This window comes from Streptomyces sp. NPDC039609 (assembly GCF_055596705.1).
In genome coordinates, this window is sequence record NZ_JBVIUJ010000005.1 from 247,539 (window position 1) to 273,337 (window position 25,799).

Annotated in this window: 18 protein-coding genes; 6 read left to right on the forward strand and 12 right to left on the reverse strand. The window is 71.8% G+C overall.

Annotated features, from left to right (window positions below; translation table 11 throughout):
* The first annotated feature begins 285 nt into the window (after positions 1-285).
* The gene (locus ACZ561_RS16395) at positions 286-1,371 is read left to right on the forward strand and encodes a C40 family peptidase (RefSeq protein WP_470995050.1); all 1,086 of its coding nucleotides are present in this window, start codon (positions 286-288) and stop codon (positions 1,369-1,371) included.
* Between the two features lie 80 nt (positions 1,372-1,451).
* Positions 1,452-1,859, forward strand: a complete 408-nt coding sequence (locus ACZ561_RS16400; protein ID WP_470995054.1) for a DUF3291 domain-containing protein — start codon at positions 1,452-1,454, stop codon at positions 1,857-1,859.
* A gap of 67 nt (positions 1,860-1,926) precedes the next feature.
* Here the strand turns inward: ACZ561_RS16400 and ACZ561_RS16405 are convergent, their stop codons facing one another.
* Both ACZ561_RS16405 and ACZ561_RS16410 read right to left on the reverse strand, forming a co-directional pair.
* The gene (locus tag ACZ561_RS16405; RefSeq protein WP_376445579.1) at positions 1,927-2,634 is read right to left on the reverse strand and encodes a LuxR C-terminal-related transcriptional regulator; all 708 of its coding nucleotides are present in this window, start codon (positions 2,632-2,634) and stop codon (positions 1,927-1,929) included.
* Positions 2,631-3,899: a PspC domain-containing protein gene (locus ACZ561_RS16410; RefSeq protein WP_470995057.1), complete on the reverse strand. Its 1,269-nt coding sequence runs from the start codon at positions 3,897-3,899 to the stop codon at positions 2,631-2,633. Before ACZ561_RS16410 ends, ACZ561_RS16405 begins: the two co-directional genes overlap by 4 nt.
* Before the next feature lie 170 nt (positions 3,900-4,069).
* Here ACZ561_RS16410 and ACZ561_RS16415 point away from each other — a divergent pair, with 170 nt between their 5' ends.
* Together ACZ561_RS16415 and ACZ561_RS16420 are read left to right on the forward strand one after the other, a co-directional pair.
* A complete protein-coding gene (locus ACZ561_RS16415) occupies positions 4,070-5,461 on the forward strand; it encodes a PspC domain-containing protein (protein ID WP_470995060.1) in 1,392 nt (463 codons plus the stop codon).
* The gene (locus ACZ561_RS16420; RefSeq protein WP_470995063.1) at positions 5,448-5,708 is read left to right on the forward strand and encodes a hypothetical protein; all 261 of its coding nucleotides are present in this window, start codon (positions 5,448-5,450) and stop codon (positions 5,706-5,708) included. The genes ACZ561_RS16415 and ACZ561_RS16420 overlap by 14 nt, the downstream gene beginning before the upstream one ends.
* On the opposite strand, the gene ACZ561_RS16425 is transcribed toward ACZ561_RS16420, so the two are convergent.
* The 4 genes from ACZ561_RS16425 to guaA form a co-directional block, all read right to left on the reverse strand.
* Complete coding sequence (locus ACZ561_RS16425; protein ID WP_470995886.1) at positions 5,618-6,139, reverse strand: DoxX family protein; 522 nt, start codon at positions 6,137-6,139, stop codon at positions 5,618-5,620. The genes ACZ561_RS16420 and ACZ561_RS16425 overlap by 91 nt on opposite strands.
* 124 nt (positions 6,140-6,263) lie before the next feature.
* On the reverse strand, positions 6,264-7,493 hold the full coding sequence (locus ACZ561_RS16430; protein WP_470995066.1) for a hypothetical protein: 1,230 nt from the start codon (positions 7,491-7,493) through the stop codon (positions 6,264-6,266).
* 157 nt (positions 7,494-7,650) lie between these two features.
* On the reverse strand, positions 7,651-8,439 hold the full coding sequence (locus ACZ561_RS16435) for a class II aldolase/adducin family protein (protein WP_470995069.1): 789 nt from the start codon (positions 8,437-8,439) through the stop codon (positions 7,651-7,653).
* Positions 8,440-8,636: 197 nt separating this feature from the next.
* Entirely contained in the window at positions 8,637-10,238 is a 1,602-nt protein-coding gene (gene guaA / locus ACZ561_RS16440) for a glutamine-hydrolyzing GMP synthase (protein ID WP_470995072.1), read from the reverse strand.
* A gap of 323 nt (positions 10,239-10,561) precedes the next feature.
* Here guaA and ACZ561_RS16445 point away from each other — a divergent pair, with 323 nt between their 5' ends.
* On the forward strand, positions 10,562-10,852 hold the full coding sequence (locus ACZ561_RS16445; protein WP_329117023.1) for a chorismate mutase: 291 nt from the start codon (positions 10,562-10,564) through the stop codon (positions 10,850-10,852).
* A 774-nt stretch (positions 10,853-11,626) separates the two neighbouring features.
* On the opposite strand, the gene ACZ561_RS16450 is transcribed toward ACZ561_RS16445, so the two are convergent.
* From ACZ561_RS16450 to ACZ561_RS16475, 6 genes are all read right to left on the reverse strand, one after another.
* Positions 11,627-13,438, reverse strand: coding sequence for a GMC oxidoreductase (locus ACZ561_RS16450; RefSeq protein ID WP_470995075.1), 1,812 nt, complete (start codon positions 13,436-13,438; stop codon positions 11,627-11,629).
* 41 nt (positions 13,439-13,479) lie between these two features.
* On the reverse strand, positions 13,480-15,108 hold the full coding sequence (locus ACZ561_RS16455) for a succinic semialdehyde dehydrogenase (RefSeq protein WP_470995078.1): 1,629 nt from the start codon (positions 15,106-15,108) through the stop codon (positions 13,480-13,482).
* A 153-nt stretch (positions 15,109-15,261) separates the two neighbouring features.
* Positions 15,262-16,878 carry a serine/threonine-protein kinase gene (locus ACZ561_RS16460; protein WP_470995081.1) on the reverse strand — a complete coding sequence of 539 codons (1,617 nt, stop codon included), beginning with the start codon at positions 16,876-16,878 and terminating at the stop codon, positions 15,262-15,264.
* A gap of 167 nt (positions 16,879-17,045) precedes the next feature.
* On the reverse strand, positions 17,046-19,772 hold the full coding sequence (locus ACZ561_RS16465) for a protein kinase (protein WP_470995084.1): 2,727 nt from the start codon (positions 19,770-19,772) through the stop codon (positions 17,046-17,048).
* Positions 19,773-19,947: 175 nt separating this feature from the next.
* Positions 19,948-22,221 (reverse strand): serine/threonine-protein kinase, encoded by a 2,274-nt coding sequence (locus ACZ561_RS16470; RefSeq protein WP_470995087.1) that lies wholly within the window; start codon positions 22,219-22,221, stop codon positions 19,948-19,950.
* A 266-nt stretch (positions 22,222-22,487) separates the two neighbouring features.
* A complete protein-coding gene (locus ACZ561_RS16475; RefSeq protein WP_470995090.1) occupies positions 22,488-24,194 on the reverse strand; it encodes a glycerol-3-phosphate dehydrogenase/oxidase in 1,707 nt (568 codons plus the stop codon).
* Positions 24,195-24,420: 226 nt separating this feature from the next.
* On the opposite strand from ACZ561_RS16475, the gene ACZ561_RS16480 reads away from it, so the two are divergent.
* On the forward strand, positions 24,421-25,662 hold the full coding sequence (locus tag ACZ561_RS16480; RefSeq protein WP_470995093.1) for a nucleotide sugar dehydrogenase: 1,242 nt from the start codon (positions 24,421-24,423) through the stop codon (positions 25,660-25,662).
* Positions 25,663-25,799: the final 137 nt, after the last annotated feature.

Genomic DNA, 25,799 nt, shown 5'->3' on the forward strand with positions numbered 1-25,799 from the left:
TCGGTCACGGGCGGGCCGGATCAGGGCACCCATCCGCCGCCCACCCGGGAAGCGAACGGTCCCGGAGCGCCAACTGGCGCCAATAGCGGTCAACTCCCCTCCCCGCCGTCACGCCGAGGTTTAGCGTCCTCCTCCAGGTGGCCGGCTCCCCACCACCGTCGGTTCTTCCGGCGGCAGTCGGCCGCCCCCGCCGAGAAATCCGGCGGTGGGCCGTCTCCCCTGTGCGGTCCATCGCCGGACCCGGTGGGCATCGCCCCCCACAGGGAGAGGATGTGACCCGCCCTCGTGGCAGCTCACCGCAAGCCCAGGAACTCACCCCTCGGTGGCCAGGCGGCACGGACCGCCGCCACGCTCGCCCTCGCCTCCGCGGCCACGGCGACACTCTTCGAGGGCTCCGGGCAGGCCGAGCCCAGGCTCACCCCCGCGCAGGTGAAGGCGAAGGTCGACCGGCTGTACCAGGAGGCCGAGGTGGCCACCGAGAAGTACAACGGGGCGAAGGAGAAGGTGGACGAGGCACGGGGCGCGCTCGACCGGCTGCGCGACGAGGCCGCCCGCAGGACCGAGCGCCTCAACACCGCCCGCGACGCCCTCGGCTCGACGGCCGCCGCGCAGTACCGTTCCGGGGGTCTCGATCCCGCCGTACAGCTCGCCCTGACCTCCGACCCGGACGAGTACCTGGCACGCGCCGCGCTCGCGGAGAAGGCCGGGGAGCGGCAGGCGACGGCGATCACCTCGGTACGGCGTGAGCTCACCGGGATCGCGCAGCTGCGCGCCGAGTCGACGGAGCGGCTGACGCAGTTGCGTGGACACGAGGCCGAGCTGCGGCGGCAGAAGACTGCCGTGCAGGGCAAGCTCGAGGAGGCGCGGACCCTGCTGGCCCGGCTGACCGCGGAGGAGCGGGCGCGGTACGACGAGGCGGCGACCCGTTCGGGACGGGGTGGTGACGGCTCCGGAGGGTTCGCCGAGGCGGGGGACCGGGCCGACCGGGCCGGCGAGGCGCGCGGCCCGGTCACGGCGCCGAACGGGCGGGCCGCTCAGGCGATCTCCTTCGCCAGGGACCAGCTCGGCAAGCCGTACGTGTGGGGGGCGACGGGCCCGTCGGGGTACGACTGCTCGGGCCTGACGCAGGCGGCCTGGCGCTCAGCCGGAGTGTCGCTGCCCCGCACGACATACACGCAGATCAACGCCGGGCAGCGGGTGTCGCGCTCCGAACTGGCCCCGGGTGACCTGGTGTTCTTCTACTCGGGCATCAGCCATGTCGGGCTGTACATCGGCGGCGGGCAGATGATCCACGCGCCCCGGCCGGGCGCTCCGATCCGGGTGGCACCGATCGACGAGATGCCGTTCGCGGGAGCGACACGGGTGCTGTGAGGGCGTAATCCCTTGACCTTTGGATAGTGGCGCTATCTACTATAGGTAGTGCCACTATCCAATCGTGGAGAGGACACGCCATGCCCACGCTCCCCTGGACCGTCCCGAATCAGGCCCGCGCCGGCACCGAGGCGCAGGTCATGGCCTCCCGCTTCGAGGTGCGCTCCCTGAAGGACGTGCCCCGGTTCTTCCTTCGATCGCTCAGTGCCTGGCGCCAGGTGAAGTCGGCGCCGGGCGCCCTGGGCGCCTCGTTGATCGCCCAGCCCCTGAAGCGGACCTTCTACACCCTCTCGGCCTGGGAGGACCGCAACGCCCTGTACGCCTACGCCCGGGCCGAGCCCCACCGCTCGATCATGAGCGGCCTGCGCGCGACGATGCGCGACTCCACCTTCACCTTCTGGGAGGTGCCGGTGGAGCGACTCCCGATCGACTGGAGCGAGGCCAAGCGCCGACTCGCCGAGGAAGCCACGAAGAAGGCGGGCTCCTAGGGGTGTCTTGCCGATCGGTCGCGAGCCCGGCCCGATCGGCAAGACACCCGCTGGGGCTGTTCGCGCCTCAGACCAGTCGGCGGGCGGTCGCCCAGCGGGTCAGCTCGTGGCGGTTGGACAGCTGGAGCTTGCGCAGGACCGCCGAGACATGCGACTCGACCGTCTTCACCGAGATGTAGAGCTGCTTGGCGATCTCCTTGTACGCATACCCACGGGCGATCAGCCGCAGCACCTCGCGTTCCCGCTGGGTGAGCCGGTCGAGGTCCTCGTCCACCGGCGGGGCGTCGGTGGAGGCGAAGGCGTCGAGCACGAAGCCGGCCAGGCGGGGGGAGAACACCGCGTCGCCCTCCTGGACGCGGAAGATCGAGTCGACCAGGTCGGTGCCGGTGATCGTCTTGGTGACGTAGCCGCGGGCGCCGCCCCGGATCACGCCGATCACGTCCTCCGCCGCGTCGGAGACCGAGAGGGCCAGGAACCGTACCGGGTCCTCGGGCGCCGACATCAGGCTCGCGCAGCGGCGCAGCACCTCGACTCCGCCGCCGCCCGGCAGGTGCACGTCGAGCAGGACGACCTCGGGGCGGGTGGCGGTGATCACCGTGACCGCCTGGTCGACGTCGGCGGCCTCGCCGACCACCTCGACCCCGGTCACATCGGTCCGGCCGATCTCGGCCTGCACGCCCGTGCGGAACATCCGGTGGTCGTCGACGAGCACGACCCGTACCCGGCGCTCCACGGTCTCCGCCCCCGTCGTCCCGGTTCCGGTCTCGTCGCTCATGCGTCCGCCCTCTCCATCTCAAGCTCCACTTCGGTGCCTCCGCCCGGCACCGACCGCAGGCGGGCCGAACCGCCGTTGCGCTGCATCCGGCCGATGATCGATTCTCGTACGCCCATCCGGTCGGCGGGAACGGAATCGAGGTCGAAGCCGGGCCCCCGGTCCCGCACGGAGACGAAGACCGAACGGCCCTCCACCTCCGCGTAGACCTGCACCGCCCCGCCCTCGCCACCGTACTTCGCGGCGTTCACCATCGCCTCGCGCGCGGCCTGCATCTGTGCGACCAGTTTCTCGTCGAGCGGGCAGTCGCCCACGACGACGACCTCCAGCGGGACACCGTGCTTGTCCTCGACCTCGGCGGCCGCCCGCTTCACCGCCTCGCCGAGGGTCTCGGGCTCCTCCCCCTCGTCCTTGCCCGTGCCCTCCGGCTTGTACAGCCAGTTCCGCAGCTCCCGCTCCTGGGCTCGGGCGAGTCGGCGCACCTCGCCGGGCTCGTCCGCGTTCCGCTGGATCAGGGTGAGTGTGTGGAGTACGGAGTCATGGACATGGGCCGCGACCTCGGCACGCTCCTGGGCGCGGATACGCATGGTCCGCTCCTCGGAGAGGTCCTGCGACATCCGCACCAGCCAGGGCCCTGCGAGCAGGGCGATACCGGTGAGCACGGCTATCGCGGCGGTCAGTGCCGTGCCCAGCTGGGCCGCGGAGCCGCGGACCACCATGAAGACGGTCAGCCCCATGCCGACCAGGGCGACTCCGGCGAAGCCGCGGGCGAGTTGCAGGGTGCGCCGGCGGCGGCCGGTCTCGGTCCAGCTGGCCCGACGGGCGTTGTCCGCCTGCCGCCAGACGAGCACCACGCCGACACCGATCAGGAGCGTCGGCCAGACATAGCGGTCGGTCCGATTGCCCCAGTCGATGTTCCCCGCGAAGATCGCGGCGCCGATGGCGAGCGCGATGAGCGCGAAGACCTGGCCGCGGTCCGGCTTGCGCAGCCTGCGCCGGCCGTCGGCGGTGGTCTCGAAGACGGGCCGGGGCGTGGAGCGGCCGCCGACACCGAGCGGGACGACGATCCAGAAGACCGCATACAGCAGGGCGCCGAGGCCGTCCGCGAGGAGCAGGGCCGCGAACAGGGCGCGGACCCAGACGACGGGCAGCCCCAGATGTCCCGCGAGGCCGCGCGCGACACCGCCGAGCCACCGGCCGTCAGCGCTCCGATAGAGCTTGCGCACGGGCGGTTCGTCGGTCTCGGTGACACGGGCGGTTGCGGGCATGAACCGATCGTCACACGTCCGGTCGGGCGTGGACATCAGGGTCTGCCCTGAGATCGCCCCCAGGACGCGGCCCCTAGGAGTTTCTCGGGGTGGACCGCCTGCGGAATATCAGGGTCGCGCCAGGGTCGGCCCCGGTGCCGCGGCGGGGCACCGGCCGTCACCATGGACGCATGACGAGTTCGACGCCTTCTCACCACGAGGCCCCGCCGTCGGCGGAGGCCCCGCCGTCGGCGGAGGCCCCGCCGTCGGCGGAGGCCCCGCCCGTCGCGCCCCTGCGGCGCTCGCGGCGGCACAAGGTCGTGGCCGGAGTGTGCGGCGGCCTCGGCCGGCACTTCGATCTCGATCCGGTGATCTTCCGGATCGCGGTGGGCGTGCTGTCCGTGACCGGCGGCATCGGGCTGATCTTCTACGGCTTCGCATGGCTGCTCCTCCCGCTCGCGGGCGAGGAGGAGAACGAGGGCCGCAGGCTGCTCTCGGGCCGGGTCGACGGGGCGGCGCTCGCGGCCGTGCTGATGGCGCTGGTGGGCTGCGGCATCTTCCTCTCGATGCTCGGGAACGGCGGGACGCTGGCGTTCGCGATGATGCTGTCGATAGCGGTGTGCGGGGCGGCGGTCTGGTCCCAGCGGCGTATGCAGGCGGTCGGCGGTGATGCCGAGGGCCGGATGGACGCGGCTACGGCGCAGGCCGTCGCGGAGGCGCCGCCTGAGGCGAAGGCCCCACCGCTGGTGGAGTTCCCGTCCTGGTGGAAGGACCCCATAGTCAAGGACGGCTCGACCGGCAGGATCGCCGTCGGCTATCTCTGGGGCCCGCACGGCGTGGTGGACAAGGACGGCCGGCTCGAGAACGGCGAGATCCCGGTGCCCGGCAGCCAGTGGGGCACGGACGGACCGGCTGCCGGCCGACGGCCCACCGCCTCGGCGGTCCGGCGCGGGCCGCGCTCCATCGGCGGCCCGGTCTTCCTGCTCGCGCTGCTGGCCGGCGGCCTGGGCACGGGCCTGTCCTGGGACACGAATCCGCTCGGCACCGCCCTGCAGATCGGGCTGGTCGCCGCTCTGGGCGTGTTCGGCCTCGGCCTGGTGATCAGCAGCTTCCTGGGCCGGACCGGGTTCGGCACGATCTTCCTGACCGTGGTCACCGCGGGCCTGCTCGCGGTGGCGGCGGCGCTGCCGAAGGAGATCTCCACGGAGTGGGTCCGTACGACCTGGCAGCCCGCGTCGGTCGCCGCCGTACAGCCGCGCTACGAACTGGGCACGGGCGTCGGCACGCTCGATCTGTCCCGTCTCGCGGTCCCCGCCGGGAAGACGGTCGGCACCGAGGCCGAGGTCGGGGCAGGAAAGCTCGAGGTGATCGTCCCGAAGGGCGTCACGGTGAAGCTGCGGGCCCGGGTGGGTCTTGGCGATCTCCAGCTGCCGCAGCAGGCCCCCGGCGACATCGACATCGCGCCCGACCGCGACGTGACCCGGACGCTCGCCCCGCCGAAGGGCACCGCCCCGGCGGGCACGGTCGACCTCTCGCTGGAGGTCGGTCTCGGACAGGTGGAGGTCACCCGTGCTGCTTCATGAGTTCCGTCCCGGCCGGCTGATCGCCGGCGCCACCGCCCTGGCGCTCACCGCGATGTACGCGGGCGACGCCTCGGGTGCCTGGACCACCCCGTGGTACGAGGTGGTCCCGGTCCTCTTCGGCGGCCTGGGGACGGCCGCCCTGGCGACCTGGGTCGCCTACCGGGTACGCCGTCGCTCCCCGAGAACGGCGTCGAGCGAGAAGTACGCGGCCCCGGCGAGCACGAGCGGCAGCCAGGACATCAGGTAGGCGAGGTCGTTCCCGTAGTAGTACGGGTTGACCTGCCAGCTCACCGTCAGCCAGAGGCTCAGGGAGATCAGCGCCCCGCCGAGCGCGGCCAGCCGGGCGAACAGGCCCACCAGCGTCCCGATGCCGACGGCGAGTTCGCCGAACGCGATGGCGTAGCCGAATCCGACGGGGTTCTTGAGGGCCATGTCCACCATGGCCGGGATGGCCGAGGTGTCCCGGACGCCGCGCATCATCTCGCCGATGGACCCACTGCCCGTGTCGGACATGAAGGCGGAGTCGGTGAGCTTGTCGATCCCGGCGTAGATGAAGGTGATTCCGAGGAAGAGCCTCAGCGGCAGCAGGGCGTACCGCGAGCCGGTCTCCTTCCAGCCGGCGAGCCGGCCGGATCGGCCGTACCCGCCGTTCCCGTACGTCCCGGTCGCCCTGTGCATTCGTTCTGACATCGTCGGCCTGCCTCTCCCGCGCCACTGTCCGTCCGCAGAACCGATTGTCCTCGGACCCCCTGTATGGGGATACGCGAGGAACACGTGGGGAGTTCAGGCGAGCCCGATCGGCTCAGTCGACGACGTCGATCGTGACCCGGTTGGTCTCCACGCCCGAGGCAGTCACCACCCACACCTCGACCTGCCCCGGCTCCACGTCCACGGGCAGCGGGACGGTCAGGGAGGTGTCCGTGGGGTTGGCGAAGCCGCCCGGCACGGGGACCAGCGGGACGTGCGCGTGGACGGATCCGATGCGCACGACCAGTCGGGTCAACGGGTCCGGTCCTGCGGCACCGGCCGGGACGAAACCGGCCCCCCGGATCTCGATGTCGTCACCGGTACGGATCGGTGCGTCCAGGTCGCCCGCCTCGCGGGAGCGGACGACGGAGAAGAGGGCCGGCCGCCCGCCCTCGACGCACTTCGCGGCGAGATAGCCGGCCGCCGCCACGGCGACCAAAAGGACCAGGGACCAGGGCAGGCCGGGCAGCCGGTCGGGTTCGCGGCCGAACCGCACGGCGCCGAGGACGAGGACGGCGCCGGACACCAGGACGTACGCGAGGTCCGTGGGGCAGGCGCGTCCGTTGTCGTCGCAGACGAGGTCGGCGGCGCGGGGGCGGTCGGCGCGGACCTTCTGCAGGCGCTGCCCCATGACCCGTACCCACACGATCCGGCGGGTGGCGACGGCGACCGCCGACGTCAGGGCGAAGACGGTCAGCAGCCCGGCGCCGCGGGAGATTCCGAGACCGGTCCGGTCGGCGCCGGTGACCAGGCGCAGGGCGAGGAAGAGCACGGCGTAGACGGCGAAGAGCAGCCAGCCGGCCGCGACCGCGCGGGAGGTGGAGAGCCGGTTGTCCTCCCCGATCAGCGGGGCGAGGACCCCGCCGCGCGCTCGGTGGGCATGGGCCGCGCCGGTCAGCGGGACGGCGAGGAGGAGGGCGGCGACCAGGCCGGCCGTGCGCGCGCCGGTCCAGCCCGCGCCGATCGCGGTGAGCGCCTGCCCGAGGAGCAGGGCGAGGACCGCACCCCACACGGCGCCGAGGGTGGCCCGGCGGACCCGCCGGAGCCAGGCGTCGCCGGCCTCGCGGTCGCGCGCGGCGACGGTACGGGCCGACTGGGCGAGTTCGTCGGAGACCCACTGCCGGGAGGCGACGGGCGAGTGCGCGAGGGCCGCGGGCACCCCGTGGCCGGCGGCGAGCTCGTCCCGTCGGGCGAGGAAGGCGGCGACGGCACGTCGGTGACCCGCGCGCCCGCCCTCTGCGCACCCCGCGTGGTCACCGCACTGTCTCGCCTCTTGCACCGCCACGGCGTTCACTTCCCGATTCGTCCGTCAACTGGCCGTTGAGTCCAGGGAATTGTGTCGCACCGGAGAGCCTCTCGACTGCTCCGAGCGCCCCGCGCGAGAGTGATTGAACCGTCATCACATTGACGTAAGGACAGTTAAGGCACGTCACAGCCACGTTCTACGACAGCAGTTCGGGCTCCGAACCACTGATCCTGCGCCACAGCGGCTGGTAGTTGATCCACGCGGCGAGGTCGGTGCCGAGCTGTTCACGGGTGGCCACCGCCTCCCGGTGGCCGATCTGGACCGCCTTGCCCGCGGTCCGCGCGGCCAGCTGCACCTGGGCACACCGCTCCATCGCGATGAACCACCAGGCGGCCGCGTCGACCGAGGACGCTACGGTCAGCAGCCCGTGGTTGCGCAGCACGATCGCCTTGTACGGGCCGAGGGCTGCAGCGATCCGCCGCCCTTCCTCCCGGTCGACGGCCACCCCGGTGTACGCGTCGTAGAGCGCGTGGTCCTGGTAGAAACCGCAGGCCTCCTGGGTGATCGGCTCGATCAGCTCGCCGAGGGCCGCGAGCGCCCGCCCGTGGATGGAGTGGCTGTGCGCGACGGCGACGACATCGGGCCGGGCCCGGTGGACCTCGGCGTGGACGGCGAAGGCGGCCTGATTCACGGGTGCGCCGCCGAGCACGACCTGCCCGTCGCCGTTGACCAGGACGAGGTCGCTCGCGGTCAGCTCGTCGAAGGGCGCGCCGAAGGGGTTCACCCAGAAGCAGTCGGCGTACTCGGGGTCCCGGGCGGTGACATGACCGGAGACGCCCTCCTCGTACCCGAACCGTCCGAAGAGTCTGAGCGCGCCCGCGAGTCTCTGCTTGCGGTACGTCCGCTCCTCCTCGACGGTCCCGTGGACGGGAGGCATCGCGACATGGAGCCGATCGGCGGGTACGGGGGCCGGTGTCTCGCTCATGCGCGGGAAGGTAACGCCGGACCGTGCAACTGACCAGAGAGATCACACACCGAAGACGCGGAGACGCCGAGATGCCGAGACACCGAGGCACCGAGGCACCGAGGCACCGAGGCACCGAGGCACCGAACACGACGAAACCGCCGCCCCCGGATGGTGGGGGCGGCGGCTTCACACGCGTACGGGAGCTACCGGAGGTACTACTCCCACTCGATCGTGCCCGGCGGCTTGCTCGTCACATCGAGCACCACACGGTTCACATCGGCGACCTCGTTGGTGATCCGGGTCGAGATCTTCGCCAGGACGTCGTACGGCATCCGCGTCCAGTCCGCCGTCATGGCGTCCTCGGACGAGACGGGGCGCAGGACGATCGGGTGGCCGTAGGTACGGCCGTCGCCCTGCACGCCCACCGAGCGCACATCGGCGAGCAGCACGACCGGGCACTGCCAGATGTCGCGGTCGAGGCCGGCCGCCGTCAGCTCCTCGCGGGCGATGGCGTCGGCCTCGCGCAGCAGGTCCAGGCGCTCCTTGGTGACCTCGCCGACGATACGGATGCCGAGGCCGGGGCCGGGGAACGGCTGGCGCTGGACGATCTCCTCCGGCAGGCCGAGCTCCTGGCCGACCATGCGGACCTCGTCCTTGAAGAGCTGGCGCAGCGGCTCGACGAGCTCGAACTCCAGGTCCTCGGGGAGGCCGCCCACGTTGTGGTGGGACTTGATGTTCGCGGTGCCGGTGCCGCCGCCGGACTCGACGATGTCCGGGTAGAGCGTGCCCTGGACGAGGAACGCGACGTCCTCGCCGTGTCCCGCCGACTCGGCGACGATCTCGGCCTGCGCCTGCTCGAAGACGCGGATGAACTCACGGCCGATGATCTTGCGCTTGGTCTCCGGGTCGGAGACGCCGGCGAGCGCGGTGAGGAATCGCTCCTGCGCGTCGACGACCTTCAGGTTGATGCCGGTCGCGGCGACGAAGTCCTTCTCGACCTGCTCGGTCTCGTTCTTGCGCATCAGGCCGTGGTCGACGTAGACGCAGGTCAGCTGGGAGCCGATGGCCTTCTGCACGAGCGCGGCGGCCACGGCGGAGTCGACGCCGCCGGACAGACCGCAAATGGCGCGCTTGTTGCCGACCTGCTCGCGGATGGCCGCGACCTGCTCGTCGATGACGTTGCCGGTCGTCCAGGTCGGCTCGATGCCGGCGCCCCGGTAGAGGAAGTGCTCCAGGATCTGCTGGCCGTGCGTGGAGTGCAGCACCTCGGGGTGGTACTGGACGCCGTACAGCTTCTTCTCGTCGTTCTCGAAGGCGGCGACCGGCACGACGTCCGTGGAGGCGGTGACGGTGAAGCCCTCGGGGGCGGCGGAGCAGGCGTCGCCGTGCGACATCCACACGGACTGCTCGGTCGGGGTGCCCTCGAAGAGGGTCGATCCGGCCTTGGAGACGTGCAGCGGCGTCCGGCCGTACTCACGGGCGCCCGTGTTGTCGACGGTGCCACCGAGGGTGGTCGCCATCAGCTGGAAGCCGTAGCACATGCCGAAGACGGGGACACCGGCCTCGAAGAGAGCGCGGTCGAGACGCGGGGCGTTCTCCGCGTACACGGAGGACGGGCCGCCGGAGAGGATGATCGCCTTCGGGTTCTTGGCCAGCATCTCGGCCACCGGCATGGTGGACGGGACGATCTCGCTGTAGACCCGCGCCTCACGGACGCGTCGGGCGATGAGCTGGGCGTACTGGGCGCCGAAGTCGACAACGAGGACTACGTCCGGGTTGGTGACGTCGGGCGCGGCAGCGGGAGTCGCTGATGACACTACGGCGGCCTTCCGGCGGTAGGGAGGGGGTCCCCCGAAGGGGGCTATTTGTCGATTCTACCGGCGCGCCGGAGTCGCTTTTCGTCTCACCATCCGAACCCGGCTTGGCCCGGCCCCCGGGCGGGGGTCCATACTGTCGCCATGCGCACGCTCACGACCTTCGTCTTTACCTATGGCACCGGCCCGACCGGCTGCCATGGTCGTGTTGCTTAGCTGACAAGCGACTTCCCAGGCGCCCCGGGCCGACAAGGCCCGGGGCGTTCTGTCGTTTCCGGGCGATGTCGCTCCGGGGCATCCGACAACGACACCCGAGGAGCCCCACCATGACCGCCATGACCCACACCGAGAAGACCGGCGCCCGCACCGACGAGGCCGCCGCGCTCATCGGCGACGCCCGCGAGCGCATCGACGCCCTCGACGACCGGATCATCGGCCTGATCCAGGAACGGATGGCCGTCTCGGCCGTGATCCAGGAGGCCCGGATCGGCTCGGGGGGCCGCCGCGTGAACCTCGCCCGCGAGATGGAGGTGCTCGGCCACTACCGGGACGCGCTGGGCAAGCCGGGTACGGCGCTGGCGATGACGATGCTGGAGCTGTGCAGGGGCCGTATCTGAGCGTGTGGACCGGGGTGCGTTCACGTCCCCGAGTGCACGCGGACCGGGGGCGGGGTGCGTTCACGTACCCGAGTGCACGCGGACCGGGGGCGGGGCGCGTTCACGTACCCGAGTGCACGCTCGCGGATCGACGTGCGCTCGCGTATCCGAGTGCGTCACCGCATCTGAGTTCGGGCCCGCTCTCACCCGTACGGCGCGTGACCGGCTCCCACACCCCTTCGTTGGTCCCGTTGTCCGTGCCAGCCAGGGGCGGGCCCGAAAAAACCACGCGTGGCTTCGCTGGGGCGTGTGACGTACCGCAAGTACGTCGTGGGACCTCGCCCCAGCGCGCGTGACCGGACGGCAGGGGACAGCAGCCCGGTCACCCAGAAAGGGCGGTCGGCCCCGGGGACGCCCGGGGCCGACCGCAACCGGTCAAGACGGATGCCCGGCCGCACCCGTCCAGCACGATGCGAGACACCCACACCCCACCCCCTGTCCCACCGCACCTCCTCACCACACACGCGGCGCAAACCCCCGGCGCCGCTCCCCTCGGCACCGCCGCTGCCCTGACACCGGTGCCGATCTCCAAGGGCCCCGCCGCGCGACCGGAATCGCGCAGCGGGGCCCTTGCGCATGAAATCTCCGGCGTGACGCGCGTCACATGACATTTCCGTCCGTCGCCTACAACCAATCCCCGTGGCCACAGGTCATGTATGCAGCACCACCCAGAAGCTGGAGAGGCGCTGCACTCGGAGGGGGGTGCAGCGCCTCTTCCATGTCCTGCTTCTGTCGCTACGACTTCTTCGGCGGGACGGCCGGCATTCCCAGGAACGGCAGCTTCAGCGCGCCGAAGGCGTCCGCCGGGACCGCCGGGGCCTTCGGGGCGACCGCCGTCAGGCGCGCGTACTCCGCCCCCTGAGCCGGCCGCGGGTCCTCCTCGCCCTTGTTCGGCCAGAAGGACATCGCACGCTCCGCCTGGGCCGTGATCGTCAGCGAAGGGTTGACCCCGAGGTTGGCCGAGACGGCCGCTCCGTCGACGACCGAGATGCCCGGGTGTCCGAAGAGCCGGTGGTACGGGTCGATGACACCGGACTCGGCATCGGCGCCGATCGGGCAGCCGCCCAGGAAGTGCGCGGTGAGCGGGGTGCCCATCAGCTCGCCGATGTTGGAGCCCGCGAAGCCGTTGATCTCCTCGGCGAGCAGGGAAGCCGCCCGGGTCGCCTCCGGGATCTGGTTCGGGTTGGGCGCGCCGTGGCCCTGGCGGGCCGTGAGGAGACCCTTGCCGAGGCCGCCGGGCTTGCGGAAGGTCGTCAGGGAGTTGTCGAGGGACTGCATGACGAGACCGATGATGGTCCGCTCCGACCAGCGGCGGTTGGAGAGGGCCCGCATCGCGAGCGTGGGGTGCTTCGCCATCTGGAGGAGCCAGTTCCGTACCCGGTGCGCGCCGTAGGGCACCTGGAGGATCGTCATGCCGCCCATGGCGTTGGAGCCCTTGCCGTAGCGGACCGGTTCGATGTGGGTGTTCTCGTCCGGGTGGATCGAGGAGGTGATCGCGACTCCGCGCGTGAAGTCGGCCTTCTCCGCGCCGTGCTTCTTGCGGTAGCGCCGGTCCGTGGTCTGCGCGCCGACCAGCGCCTCGGAGTTGGTACGCGTCAGATCGCCCAGCCGGCCCGAGATCCGGGGCAGCAGCCCGGTGTCCTTCATCCGGTGCAGCAGCGACTGCGTGCCGTACGTGCCGGCCGCGACGACGACCCGGTGGGCCGTGAAGGTCCGGCCCTTCCCCTTCTTCTTGTCGTCGGTGGGCAGGGTCTTGACGGCGAAGCCGCCCCGCGAGTCCTCGGTGAGGGCGACGACCGAGGTCATCGGGTGGACGACGGCGCCCGCCTTCTCGGCGAGGTAGAGATAGTTCTCGTTGAGGGTGTTCTTGGCGCCGTGGCGGCAGCCCGTCATGCACTCGCCGCACTCGGTGCACGCGTTGCGGGACGGCCCCACACCGCCGAAGTACGGGTCGGCGACCTCGGTGCCGGGCTTCGCCTTGGCCGTACCGTCGGCATCGTCGCCGTCGCCGAAGAAGACGCCGACCGGTGCCATGTGGAAGGTGTCGCCGATCCCCATGGCCTGCGCGGTGGCCTTCAGATGGACGTCCGAGGGGGTCGTCGTCGGGTTGAGCCGGACGCCCAGCATCCGCTTGGCCTGGTCGTAGTAGGGCGCCAGCTCCTCCTGCCAGTCTGTGATGTTCTTCCACTGCGGGTCGTTGAAGAACGGCGCGGGCGGTACGTAGAGGGTGTTGGCGTAGTTGAGCGAGCCGCCGCCCACGCCGGCTCCCGCCAGCACCATGACGTTGCCGAGCAGGTGGATGCGCTGGATGCCGTAGAGACCGAGGGCCGGGGCCCAGAGGAAGTTCTTCAGGTCCCAGGAGTTCTTCGGCAGATCGGCGCGCCTGAAACGACGGCCCGCCTCCAGGACGCCGACCCGGTAGCCCTTCTCCGTGAGACGCAGGGCCGTGACCGAGCCGCCGAAGCCGGAGCCGACGACGATGACGTCGTAGTCGTACGTCTCGTCCTCTTCCTGCTCCCGATTTTGGGATGGGGGTACCGCGGTCATGGCTCTCCTCGTACGAAAAGGTGCGGAATCGGGCAGTGCTGTCAGCGCAGGCGCAGGGCCTTCATCGCCTTCAGGGACAGGCTCATGAAGGCGGCGTACTTCTCGTCGTCCATCCCGAAGGAGGGTGCGAGCGGGATCAGCCGCTGCTGGGCCACGGTCTGGGCCTCGGTGAACTTGAGGATGCCCTCCGAGCCGTGGCGCCTGCCGAGCCCGGAGTCCTTCATCCCGCCCATCGGTGCCTGGACGCTGCCGTAGGCGGGCGCGTAGCCCTCGTTGATGTTGACGGTGCCGGTGCGCAGCCGGGCGGCGACGGCGTGGCCGCGTCGCGAGTCCTTCGTCCAGACCGAGGAGTTGAGGCCGTACGGAGTGCCGTTGGCCAGCTCGACGACCTCGTCCTCGTCCTTGAAGCGGTAGATGGAGACGACGGGGCCGAAGGTCTCCTCGGTGCAGACGGCCATCGGGGCCTCGACGCCGTCGAGGATGGTCGGCTCGTAGAAGAGCGGGCCGATGTCGGGGCGGGCGACACCGCCGGCGACCAGCTTGGCGCCCTTGGCGACGGCCTCCTCGACGTGCTTGGTGACCGTCTCCAGCTGCCGCTCGCCGACGAGCGAGCCCATGTCGGCACCGTAGGAGAGGGAGTTGCCGAGCCGCATCGCCTTGGTGCGGGCGGCGAAGCGGGCGACGAAGTCGTCGGCGACCGACTCGTGGACGTACAGGCGCTCGATGGAGATGCAGAGCTGTCCGGCGGAGGAGAAGCAGGCGCGGACGGCACCGGCGGCCGCCTTCTCGATGTCGGCGTCCTTGAGGACCAGCATGGCGTTCTTGCCGCCGAGCTCCAGGGTCACGCCGACGAGCCGGGCCGCGGCGCCCTGGGCGACCTCGCGGCCGGTGCGGGTGGAGCCGGTGAAGGAGACGTAGTCGGCGTGCTTGACGACCTCGGGGCCGACGACCGGTCCCTCGCCGATGACGACCTGGAAGACCTCGGCGGGCAGCCCGGCCTCGATGAGCAGGTCACGGGCCCACAGGGCGGTCAGCGCCGTCTCGGTGTCCGGCTTCATCACGACCGCGTTGCCCGAGACGAAGGCGGGCAGCGCGTCGCCGACCGACAGCTCCAGGGGGTAGTTCCAGGGCGCGATCTGGCCGACGACGCCGCGCGGCTGGCGCAGCTCGGTGACCTTGGTGAGGGTCGGTACGACACCGGTGTGGTGCTTGGGGCGCAGGTAGGAGGGGGCCTTGCGGCCGTAGTGGCGGGCGGCGACCGCGACGGCGAGGACCTCTTCGTGGGCGTGCAGACGGGCCTTGCCGGTCTCCAGCTGGATGAGGTCGAGGACCTCCGCCTGGCGTTCGAGGACCAGGTCGTGGAAGCGGAGCAGGACGGCCGCGCGGGCCTTGACGGGGGTCGCGGCCCAGGCGCCCTGGGCGACGCGGGCGCGGGCGAACGCCTCGGCAACGTCCTCGGGGGTGGACTCGGGCAGCTCGGCCAGCTTCTCCCCGGTGAACGGGGTGTGGTTCGCGGTGCGGCCGGAGCCGACGACTCCGCGGGTGAGCTGGGCGACCACCTCCGGCGTGACCACGTCGGCGGCGGTGCGGGCACCGGCCGGCGAGGGCGCGAGGGGGTTCGTGCCGGTGGCGGCGGGGGCCGGGGCGGTGAGTGCCTGCGAGTCCGTCATGAGGGCGAGAGTAGGCCGCATTCCGGTCTTTGGGTACCCGTCGGTAACGCGTTTTCACCGGGTGCGCACAATCGCGCCAGCGATCGCTGGCACATAAGCCCTGATCAGGGGCTTACGGCGGCGGGAGGGCGATTTCGCGGATTTCCGGCCCGGTCAGTCGCCCGGCGCCCGCCAGTGCTGCAGGACGATGTCGAACTGTTCCCGGGTGGTCTCCCAGCTCGACTCCGGCGAGGCCATGTAGATGGCGTACTCGGTGCCGTCGTCCGTGAAGTACAACTGGTCGATGGCGTGCCTCGGGCCCGGGAACTCCTGCTTCTCGTACCAGGTGAACTCCCATCGGGCGGAGCGGACCTGGTCGCGGTAGGTGTTCTGGTTCAGCTTGATCCGCTTGTAGTTCATGCGCTTCTTGAGCGTCTTCTCCAGGTCCAGCACGTGCATGTACGGGTTCTCGAAGTCGGGCGTGGGGTCGATGCTGATCCGGATCCGGTGGCGTCCGTTGTCCGGCGTGTAGTCGATGCTGTCGCCCTCCGTCTGGCGCTTCCAGCCCTTGGGCACCGCCAGGCTGAAGCCCTTGAGGTCCTCGACGCGGTGCCAGCCGGCCGGGAGGGCGTCCTTGGCGGGCCTGGTCACCTCGGGCTGCGCGCTGTGACCGGTGCCCCCGTCCTTGCCGCCTCCGCCGGAGTACTGCAGGGCGGCGAAGACGGCTCCGCCGGCGACCACGCCGGCGAGAACGGCCGCCAGCACCGCCGACCGCCACCGACCACGGCCCTTGGGCTCGGGCGCTCCGGGCCGGGGCACGAGGGTGGGGGTGGAGACGGGGGTGGCCGTGGGAGCGGGGTCGTGCTGCGCCGGGAGCTGAGCGGTCGCGGAGACCAGCTCCTGCGGGCCCACCCGCTGCGTCGGTACGTATGCCTGCGCGGCCTGGGGGGTACGGCCCTCCATGGCGTCGAGCAGCATCCGCTCGGCCTCGTCCGCACGCGGGCGGTCCGCCGGGTCCTTGCGGAGCAGGGCGACGATGACGGGGGCCAGCGGGCCGGCCTTGCCCGGGTGCGGCGGCTCCTCGGTCACCACGGCCTGCATGGTGCTGATGGGCGAGGTCCGCCGGAACGGGGAAGTCCCCTCCACCGCCGTGTACAGCGTCGCGCCCAGCGACCAGAGGTCGGAGGCCGGGCCGGGGTCCCCGCCCCGTACCCGCTCGGGCGCCAGATAGTCGATGGAGCCGACGAGTTCACCGGTCCGGGTGATCGTGGAGTCGCCCTCGATCGCGGCGATGCCGAAGTCGGTGAGCAGGACCCGGCCGTCGCGGGCCAGCAGGACGTTGCCGGGTTTGACGTCGCGGTGCAGGACGCCCGCGGCGTGCGCGGCGCGCAGGGCGCCGAGGACGTGCAGGCCGACCCGGGCCGCCTCGCGGGGCTCGAGACTGCCGGCCTCCTTCGCGGCGTCCGCGAGCGAGGGCCCGTCGACGTACTGCATCACGATCCACGGCCGGTCGTCGTGCTCCAGCACGTCGTGCACGGTGACCACGCCCGGGTGCGTGATCCGGGCCGCGGCCCGGGCCTCCTTCTGCGTACGGGCATGGAGAACCAGCCGGTCGGCCTCGGCGACGAACCGACCCGCCGTCAACTCCTTGACCGCCACCACCCGGTGCAGTACTTCGTCGTGCGCCCGCCAGACCTTGCCCATGCCACCACGGCCGATGGTCTCGGCCAACCGGTAGCGACCGGCGAGCAGGAGCCCCGCCGCGGTGTCCGCACTCTGTGAATGTTCCACTGTCCCCCGCCTGTTCCTTCGGATTCCAGGTTACGGAGGGAGAGACGGGGTACGGAACATCGGGGCGGGCAAAGGAACAGCACTGTGACCAGGCCGACGGGGACCAGCGGTTTTCAGCCACGTTTGTGAGGGTCGTCCCGCCCGGAATCGGGGCCTTCGGTGCGAGGTCAGCGCGTCGCCCGGTACGCCTTCACTGCCTGGTCGTAGATCTCCGACACCTTGTCCCGTTCGCTCTCCGGACCGATGACCTGCACCACGTGGTAGCGCCCTTCGTGGATCAGGGCGAGGTTGCGGACGAAGACATCGCGCCCGGTGGTGTCCTGCCAGGTGAACTGACCCACCGCCATGGCCTGCTGGCCGACATCGATCCTGCGCAGCCCCGAGGCGCTGGACCAGGAGGAGTCCCGCCACGGCTGGAGCTCGCGCTCCTTGGTGCGCTGGTACGCCATCGGGTCGGAGCCGTTGGCCTGCACGGTGTCCCGGCCGGGGACGACGATGAGGGTGAAATCGCCGCCGGTGTAGCGAACCTGTCCGGCGTCGTTGATCGGGCTGCGACGCCACTCCTTGGCGACACCGATCTGGAAGCCCTCCGGGTCCTTGCGCAGGGTGTACCCGGCGGCGAGGGCGGGTGTGCTGGGGTCGGCGGGCGGCGGGGTCGTCTTCTCGGCACTCGGCCTGGGGCTCCGAGTGGTGGGCGGGGCGGACGGGCCCGTGGGCTGCAGTCCGGCGGGCCGGTTCGAGGGGCGGCCGGCGGGCTGTTCGCCCTCGGCGCCTTCCTTGGGCATGAACATCACGGCGTACGCGACCGCGCCTGCGAGCAGCAGGAAGACGAGGAGCAGGAGCGTACGCCCGAGGGAGCGCGGGGAACGGGCGCCGCCGGTCGTGCGCGGAGCGCGGGGGGCACGCGGTGCGCGCTGCGGGAGCTCCTCGTGGAAGTACTCCTGGCGGAAGTCGTGACGCTGCTCGGCACGACGAACTTCCCGGGGGTCGGGGCGGTGTTCCGCACGGCGGTCGGGGCGTACGCCTCGGGGCTCCTTGCCCTTCCGGTGGCGATGGCGGCCACCGGCCGCTCCTCCGCGGCGCCTGCGCACCAGCTCACCGCGTCGGCGCACGACGGGCAGACGGGTCGCGTCCACGGCGGGCAGCGGCACGATCCCCAGGCCGGCCTCGGGCTCCGGGGCCGACCGTACGAGGGAGCGCAGCCAGCCGCTCAGCTCCTCGAAGTCGGGCCGCTCGGTGGGGTCCTGGCGCAACAGGGACTCGACGACCGGGCGCAGCGGGCCGCACTCCTCGGCGAAGGCGGGGGGCTCGGCGCAGACGAGCTGGACGAGCTCGGCGGCGTTGTCCTCGGGGTACGGAGCGTGGCCCTGGACCGCGCGGTAGAGCAACGCGCCGAGCGCCCAGAGGTCGGTGGCGGGGCCGATGGGCGGGGCGAGCCGCCAGTTCTCGTGGACCGGTCCCGCCTGTTCGGGCGCCCAGCGTTCGGTGACGGCGCCGACGACCGCGATCCGGGCCTGGCGGGCCCGCTCGCCCGCGAGGCGGGTGGCCGGGCCGCGGTAGACGCTCGCGGGACCGGTCGCCTCGGCATCGCCCCAGCTTCCGGAGGCGGGTGCCGGTACGGGTACGGGCGGCTTGGGGGCGGGCGCGGGGGTGTAGCCGGCCGGGAGGGCGGGGAGCGCCGGGCCGGGAGTGGAGCCGCCGCCCGCGGGGACGGGGCCGGAGCTGTCGCGCGAGGCATGGGGGCCGTCGCTCCAGGATCCGGCGAGCAACGCGCGCGGCGGCTCGCCGCCTTCAGTCCCGTACCCCTTCCGGTACGGGGCCGGGTACTCGTCGTCGGTGTCGTCCTCGTCGTCCTCGTCCGCTGCCTGGGACCACCACTGCGGCTCCGGGCTCAGGCCCTGGGCGGGAGCCGTGGGAAGCGCGGGCGCCCCTTCGGGGTCGGGCTCCGGCTCGGGGGTCGGGCGCTGGACCGGGACGGCCCCGGTGTCGCCGGTCCGCGCCGCGGCGCGCGCCCCCGCCCGGTAGGCGGCGATGGCACCCGCGCGGGCGGCCCGTACGTCTCCCGCGGCCGGTCCCGCTCCCGGCAGTTCGGGTCGCGAGCCCGCCTCGATCTCCGCACGTCCACGTGCGTCGGGGACGACCGTGTCCGGCTCGGGTTCCCCCTCGGCAGAGGGCCCGACCGCGGGTCGATCCCCGTACGAGGGACCGACCGCGGGTCGCTCCTCGTACGGGGGCCCGACCGCGGGTCGCTCCTCGTACGGGGGCGGGTGGCCGGCACCGGCCCCGCGCTCGTCCTCCTCGGCCGGCGGCACCGGTGCGTAACCGCACAGGGCCTCCTCGGCCGCACCGGCCGCCAGGCCGGTCAGCACCACGCGGCCGTCGTCGCAGACGAGCACGGTCCGGGCGGTGATGTTCCGGTGGGTCCAGCCGTGCGCGTGGAGGGCACGCAGGGCGGTCAGCACGTCGGAGCCGATCTCGGCCGCGCGGTACGGGCTGAGCGGGCGCTCGGCGAGCAGCGCGGCCAGCGGCCTGGCCCCGACCAGTTCACTCACTATCCACAGCGAGCCGGCCTCCGCGAACACGTCGAAGACCTGGTCGAGGCGCGGGTGGTCGGGGATCTGCGCGGCGGCCTGCGCCGCCTCGACGGCGCGCCGCACCGCGGGGTCGGCCGGCCTGCGCGTCGCCCCGCCGTGGTCGCGGTCCGGCCGGTAGCCGGAGCCGTCCGCGTCGAGGAACTCGGCGTCGACCACCTCGGGCAACGGCACCTGCCGCACGCGGACTTCCTGCCCGCTGTAGGTGTCGAAGGCTCGCGTCTCCACGAGCTCGTGCGCGTCCGAGGGAGACAGAGGCAGGCGGTAGCGCTCGGCGAGCACCCTTCCCGCGTAGTCGTCCACGACGCCTCCCCACCGAGCGCGCTGTCCCCCTGGCCCCACCTACCCCGTGGGATCCCGTTCAGCTCCTTGGATCCCACGGATCGCGCGAAACCGTCAATTCCGGTCCGGGCCTGTGCAGTTAACGACTCTGTTCGACTGCGTACGGTCCGCGACCTCTCACGATACGTGGCGCCGGTCAGTCCTTGGGGCTGAACGTGGCGAACGCCGTGTCCCGCAGCGTCTTGCACGCGGGGGCGTCCCATTCGTCCGCCTTGCAGCTGATCATGATCGAGTAACCGCGCTTGGCGTCCACCTTGAAGCCCCGGTTCAGTACCCGGACCTTCATGCCCTTCTCGGTGCGCTCGAACTCCCAGTCGGCGACGGTCGGGTATCCCTTGTACGAGACGGGCGTGATGCCGATGTGCCGGTATCCGTTGCTGGTGGCGGCGACGCCGACCATGGCAGCGGACCACGCACTGGCCGCGTCGTCCTTGGGGCTGCTGTTGAAGTCGACCTGGACACGCGGGTAGCCACCGTTGGCGTTGAATATCCCGCCCGAGTTCCGCCCGGCGATGCCGTTGAGCCGGAAGGAGGTCGGCATCGCCATGGTGAAGTGGAACCGGTCGTTGGTCACCATCGTGTAGCCGGCGGGCAGCTGCGCGCCACCCGTTCCGGGCGCGGCGGTGTCCGGCGCCCCGGAGGGCGTGCCGCTCTGCTCGCCCGAACCGGAACCGGAGCCCGAGCCATCGGGCTGGTCACCGCCCTGCTGGTCGGGGTTCGGCGTCGTGCCCTGGTTCTGGCCGTCGCCGTTCCCGGCCGTGGCACCGGCCGAGGTCACCTTGTCCCCGGTGCCCTTGCCGCCGCCCTTGTTGTCCTTGCCGTCCTCGTCGCCGTTCAGCGCGACGGCCAGGATCGTGCCGAGGAGGGCCAGGACCACGACCGCGGCGATGATCACCAGGGTTCGGCGAGGCACGACGTCCGTGAGCGAGGCCCGCGGCTGCGCCGGCCGGTTCCCGCCCTGGAGCGGGTCCGGCTTCGGCTTGGCCTTCTGCTCGGGCTTCGCAGCGACGGCCGCGTTCCGTACGGACCTCAGCGCCCCGCGCATACGGTCGGCGGCCGCCTCGGCGCCCTTCTCCTTCGTGGAGGACGGGGCGAACGGCGGCGTGGGCGGGACCGGCGGAAGCGGCACCACCCGGGTGGCCTCCGGCGACGGCTCGGGCTCGGGGACGGGTGCGTCGAGCACGGCCCGCAGCAGCACCCGGGCACCCGCGTCGTCGAGGCGCTGGGCGGGGTCCTTGGCGAGCAGGCCGTAGATGACCTTCTCCAGGAGCGGCCCCGCGTTCTTCGGCGGATCGACGGACTCCGTCATCACGGCCGTGAGCGTCGCGATCGCGGAGCCCTTGTCGTACGGCGGGCTGCCCTCGACGCTCGCGTACAGCAGTCCGCCCAGCGACCACATGTCGGCGGCGGGGCCGGGCTTGTGGCCGCGGGCCCGCTCGGGCGAGATGTACGAGGGGGCGCCGACGAGCATGCCGGTGGAGGTGATCGACGGGTCGCCCTCCACCTGGGCGATGCCGAAGTCGGTGAGGACGACCCGGCCGTCCTCGGCGATCAGCACGTTGGACGGCTTCACGTCGCGGTGCAGGATGCCCTCGCGGTGCGCGGAGCGCAGCACGTCGAGGATCGCGAGGCCGACCTCGGCGGCGCGGTGCGGGGTGAGCGTGCCGTCCTCGCGCACGGCGTCGGCGAGGGACTTGCCCTCGATGAGCTCCATGACGATCCAGGGACGGTCGTCCTCGTCGACGACGTCGTAGACGGTCACGGCGCCGTTGTTACGGATCCGGGCGATGGCCTTGGCCTCGCGCAGGGTCCGGGTGATGAGGCGTCGCTTCTCTTCCTCGTCGATGCTGTTGGGGAACCGCAGTTCCTTGACGGCGACGGTGCGTCCGAGGGTCTCGTCGACCGCACGCCACACCGTGCCCATGCCACCGCGCCCGAGCACCACGCCCAGCCGGTACCGCCCGGCCAGCAGACGCCCCTCGGCCGTCGCCGTCGCGCTCCCCACCGCCCCGGAGCGCCCCGCGCCCCCGGCCTTCTTGAGCACAGGCGCATCGGCCTTGGGCGCGTCCTTGGGCGCCGCGTCCTTGGGCACGTCCGCCTTGGGCACGTCCGCCTTGGGTGCGTCGTCCTCGGCCGCCTTGTCCTCAGGCGCCACGGCCTTGGGCACGCCGCCCTTCGACGCAGCGTCCTCGGCCGCCCCGCCCTCGGGCTTCGAGCCGGCCTCGACCCCTGCCGTGCCACCGGTCCCGGCGGACTCGGCCGACGTGGCCGAATCCTTACCGGACGTCACATCCGGCTCCGCCTCACGCGCCGCTGGAACCACACCTCGGTCGCCGTCGGTTCCGGCACCCGCTGCGGCGTCCCGCCGAGGGTCCCGCGCCGTGTCCCGCGACTGCTCCGCCTCCGACATGCGTCCCCTCTGCGATCCCTGATCTCCGCCCGCGTCCGCCGCTTCCCGCGCGATGCGGTAACCCACCCTGGAAGAGAGCTCATTGTCTCTCACTCAGGGACCGATACCGATCCCGGGTCCGCACTCCGAGCGGACGGCCCCGGAGGAAAGCGCTCCCACCATGGCACCCGACGCCGAGGCGCCCCTCTCGGGTTCCCCGTCCGTACGAACAGAATGCCGCAACCTCCCCCAAGGAGCCCCACCTGAGGACCACTTCTGCCGGTGCGTCAGATCGGAACGATGTCCGGAGCTCCGAGCCGAGCAGCGTCCGCCGTCAGGTCGTCCGGCTGCCGCTGCGACTCCCGCTCCGCCTCCACCCGCTTGTCGTAGTGCTCGATCTCCTTCTCGATCTGGTTCTCGTCCCAGCCCAGCACCGGCGCCATCAATTCCGCGCACTCCCGGGCGCTGCGCGTCCCCCGGTCGAAGGTCTCGATCGAGATCCGGGTGCGCCGGGTCAGTACGTCGTCGAGGTGCCGGGCGCCTTCGTGGGAGGCCGCGTAGACCACCTCGGCGCGCAGATAGTCCTCGGCCCCGGTCAGCGGTTCGGCGAGACTCGGGTCGGCGGCGATGAGCTCCAGGATCTCCTCCGTCAGCGCCCCGAACCGGTTCAGCAGATGCTCGACACGCACCACATGAAGGCCGGTCCGCGCGGCGATCCTGGCCCGCGCGTTCCACAGCGCCTTGTATCCCTCGGCGCCCAGGAGCGGGATGTCCTCGGTGACGCAGGCCGCGACCCGCTGGTCGAGGGCGTGGACGGCCTCGTCCACGGCGTCCTTGGCCATCACGCGGTAGGTCGTGTACTTGCCGCCGGCCACCACCACGAGGCCGGGGACCGGGTGCGCGACGGTGTGCTCGCGCGAGAGCTTGCTCGTGGCGTCCGACTCACCCGCCAGCAGAGGCCGCAGCCCTGCGTAGACCCCCTGGACGTCGTCCCTGGTGAGCGGCACCGCCAGGACGCTGTTCACATGCTCCAGGAGATAGTCGATGTCGGCGCTGGACGCGGCCGGGTGGGCCTTGTCCAGGTCCCAGTCGGTGTCCGTCGTGCCCACGATCCAGTGCCGCCCCCACGGGATCACGAACAGCACGGACTTCTCGGTCCGCAGGATCAGTCCGGTATTCGAGTGAATCCGGTCCTTGGGCACCACCAGGTGGATGCCCTTCGATGCCCTTACATGGAACTGCCCCCGCTCCCCGATGAGCGCCTGGGTGTCGTCCGTCCACACCCCGGTCGCGTTCACGAGCTGCTTGGCCCGGATCTCGTACTCCCCGCCGGCCTCCACGTCCTGGACGCGCGCTCCGACGACCCGCTCGCCCTCGCGCAGGAAGCCGATCACTCGCGCGCGGCTGGCGACCTTCGCGCCGTAACTCGCGGCGGTCCGCACGAGCGTGGCGACGAAACGGGCGTCATCCATCTGGGCGTCGTAGTACTGCAACGCCCCGACCAGGGAGTCCTTCTTCAGACAGGGCGCCACCCGCAGTGCGTTGCGCCGGGAGAGATGGCGGTGGATCGGAAGGCCGCGGCCGTGGCCCGAGGAGACGGACATCGCGTCGTACAACGCGACGCCCGAGCCCGCGTAGAGCCGCTCCCAGCCCTTGTGCTGCAAGGGGTAGAGGAAGGGCACCGGCTTCACCAGGTGGGGTGCGAGCCGCTCCAGGAGCAGCCCGCGCTCCTTCAGCGCCTCCCGTACCAGCGCGAAGTCCAGCATCTCGAGATAGCGCAGGCCGCCGTGGATGAGCTTGCTCGACCGGCTGGACGTGCCGGACGCCCAGTCCCGGGCCTCCACGAGGCCGGTCGAGAGGCCTCTCGTGGCCGCGTCGAGCGCGGTCCCGGCGCCGACCACTCCGGCGCCCACGACCAACACGTCCAGCTCGCGCTCGGCCATCCCCGCGAGCGCTTCGGCGCGCTCGGCGGGTCCCAGTGTCGCTGTCCTCACCGCTGCCTCCCGTCGTCCCCCCGCGTGGTCGGGCTCACAGACTCGATTCTGTCCCGGCCCTCCGACTTCAGCCACCGCCTGTGGATAACACTCGGCAACCTTCGACCCCGCAATGCCACATATCGGTCATATTTACGCCTAGTCTGACATTGCGCTCAACCCGTTCTGTCCACCGGGGTTGCGCATCTCGTCCCCTCCGGCTACTGGGAAGGACGGCCCACCCTTCATGCCCGCTGATCTCGCCGTCATCGGCCTCGGCCACCTCGGACTCCCCCTCGCCCAGGCCGCCATCGCCGCCGGCATCGACACCATCGGCTACGACACCGACCCGCGCCCCGTGACCGAACTCGCCGCCGGCCGCCCGCCCGTCGACGGCTCGCTCTCCGCGTCGGAGATCCGCCGGATGCTCTCGGGGGGCTTCCGGCCCACGACCAACCCCGCCGAACTCGGACGGGTCCGCACGGCCGTCATCTGCGCCCCGACCCCACTCGGCCCCGACCGCACACTCGACCTGACCGCCGTCGCCGACGCCGCCCGCGCCCTCGCCGCCAAGCTGCGCCCCCACACGACGGTCCTGCTGGAGTCACCCGTCCCACCCGGCACCACCGAAGGTGTGCTGCGGGACCTCCTGGAGGAGGGCTCGGGGCTGCGCGCGGGACGCGACTTCCACCTCGCGTACTCCCCCGGCCGACTCGACCCCGGAAACCGTGCCCAGGGCTTCGCCGGCACCCCCAAGGTCATCGGCGGCCTCACCTCCGCCTGCCAGGAGTCCGCCGCCGCCTTCTACGGCCGGCTCACCGACAAGGTGGTACGCGCGCGTGGCCCGCGCGAGGCCGAGACCGTCAAGCTGCTCGAGACCAACTTCCGGCACGTCAACATCGCCCTCGTCAACGAGATGGCGGTGCTGTGCCACGAACTCGGGGTCGACCTCTGGGACGTGATCCGCTGCGCCGAGACCAAGCCTTTCGGCTTCCAGGCCTTCCGTCCCGGCCCCGGGGTGGGCGGCCACGGCGTCCCCGTCGACACCATCGGCACCCACCGCCCCCTCCGCATGGTCGAACTGGCCGGCCAGGTCAACGAACGGATGCCGCAGTACGTCATCCAGCGCTGCGCCACCCTCCTCAACGAGCACGGCAAGTCGGCCCGAGGCGCGCGGGTCCTTCTGCTGGGGATCACGTACAAACCCGATCTCGCCGACCGTCAGGGCTCGCCCGCCGACGAGATCGCCCGGCGCCTGGTGGACCTGGGCGCGGTGATCAGCTACCACGACCCCCTTGTCCCGGACTGGCGTGTCCGCGACCTCCCGGTCCCCCGCGCGGACTCGCTCTACGAGGCCGCCGCCCACGCCGACCTGACGGTCCTTCTGCAACACCACCGCACCTACGACCTCCAGGGCCTCGCGGTGAAGGCCCAACTGCTGCTGGACACCCGCGGCGCCACGCCGGCGGGCGCGGCGCACCGCCTCTGAATTACCGGAGGCGGCGTGTCGGAGCGGACTGTTAGTCTCCGGTCTCTTCGGTCGCACATCCGTGCGCACGTGTCCCTGGGGGGATCAGCACCAAGTCTCAGCCCGTTCCGCCGCCCGGCAACCCCTTCGCCGACGGC

Bases quoted from the DNA above. Each gene is read 5' to 3' on its own strand.
- ACZ561_RS16455 (WP_470995078.1), bottom strand. From the start codon at position 15,108: ATGACGGACTCGCAGGCACTCACCGCCCCGGCCCCCGCCGCCACCGGC.
- ACZ561_RS16415 (WP_470995060.1), top strand. From the start codon at position 4,070: ATGACGAGTTCGACGCCTTCTCACCACGAGGCCCCGCCGTCGGCGGAG.
- ACZ561_RS16470 (WP_470995087.1), bottom strand. From the start codon at position 22,221: ATGTCGGAGGCGGAGCAGTCGCGGGACACGGCGCGGGACCCTCGGCGG.
- ACZ561_RS16435 (WP_470995069.1), bottom strand. From the start codon at position 8,439: ATGAGCGAGACACCGGCCCCCGTACCCGCCGATCGGCTCCATGTCGCG.
- ACZ561_RS16445 (WP_329117023.1), top strand. From the start codon at position 10,562: ATGACCGCCATGACCCACACCGAGAAGACCGGCGCCCGCACCGACGAG.
- ACZ561_RS16400 (WP_470995054.1), top strand. From the start codon at position 1,452: ATGCCCACGCTCCCCTGGACCGTCCCGAATCAGGCCCGCGCCGGCACC.
- ACZ561_RS16410 (WP_470995057.1), bottom strand. From the start codon at position 3,899: ATGCCCGCAACCGCCCGTGTCACCGAGACCGACGAACCGCCCGTGCGC.
- ACZ561_RS16480 (WP_470995093.1), top strand. From the start codon at position 24,421: ATGCCCGCTGATCTCGCCGTCATCGGCCTCGGCCACCTCGGACTCCCC.
- ACZ561_RS16450 (WP_470995075.1), bottom strand. From the start codon at position 13,438: ATGACCGCGGTACCCCCATCCCAAAATCGGGAGCAGGAAGAGGACGAG.
- ACZ561_RS16405 (WP_376445579.1), bottom strand. From the start codon at position 2,634: ATGAGCGACGAGACCGGAACCGGGACGACGGGGGCGGAGACCGTGGAG.
- ACZ561_RS16425 (WP_470995886.1), bottom strand. From the start codon at position 6,139: ATGCACAGGGCGACCGGGACGTACGGGAACGGCGGGTACGGCCGATCC.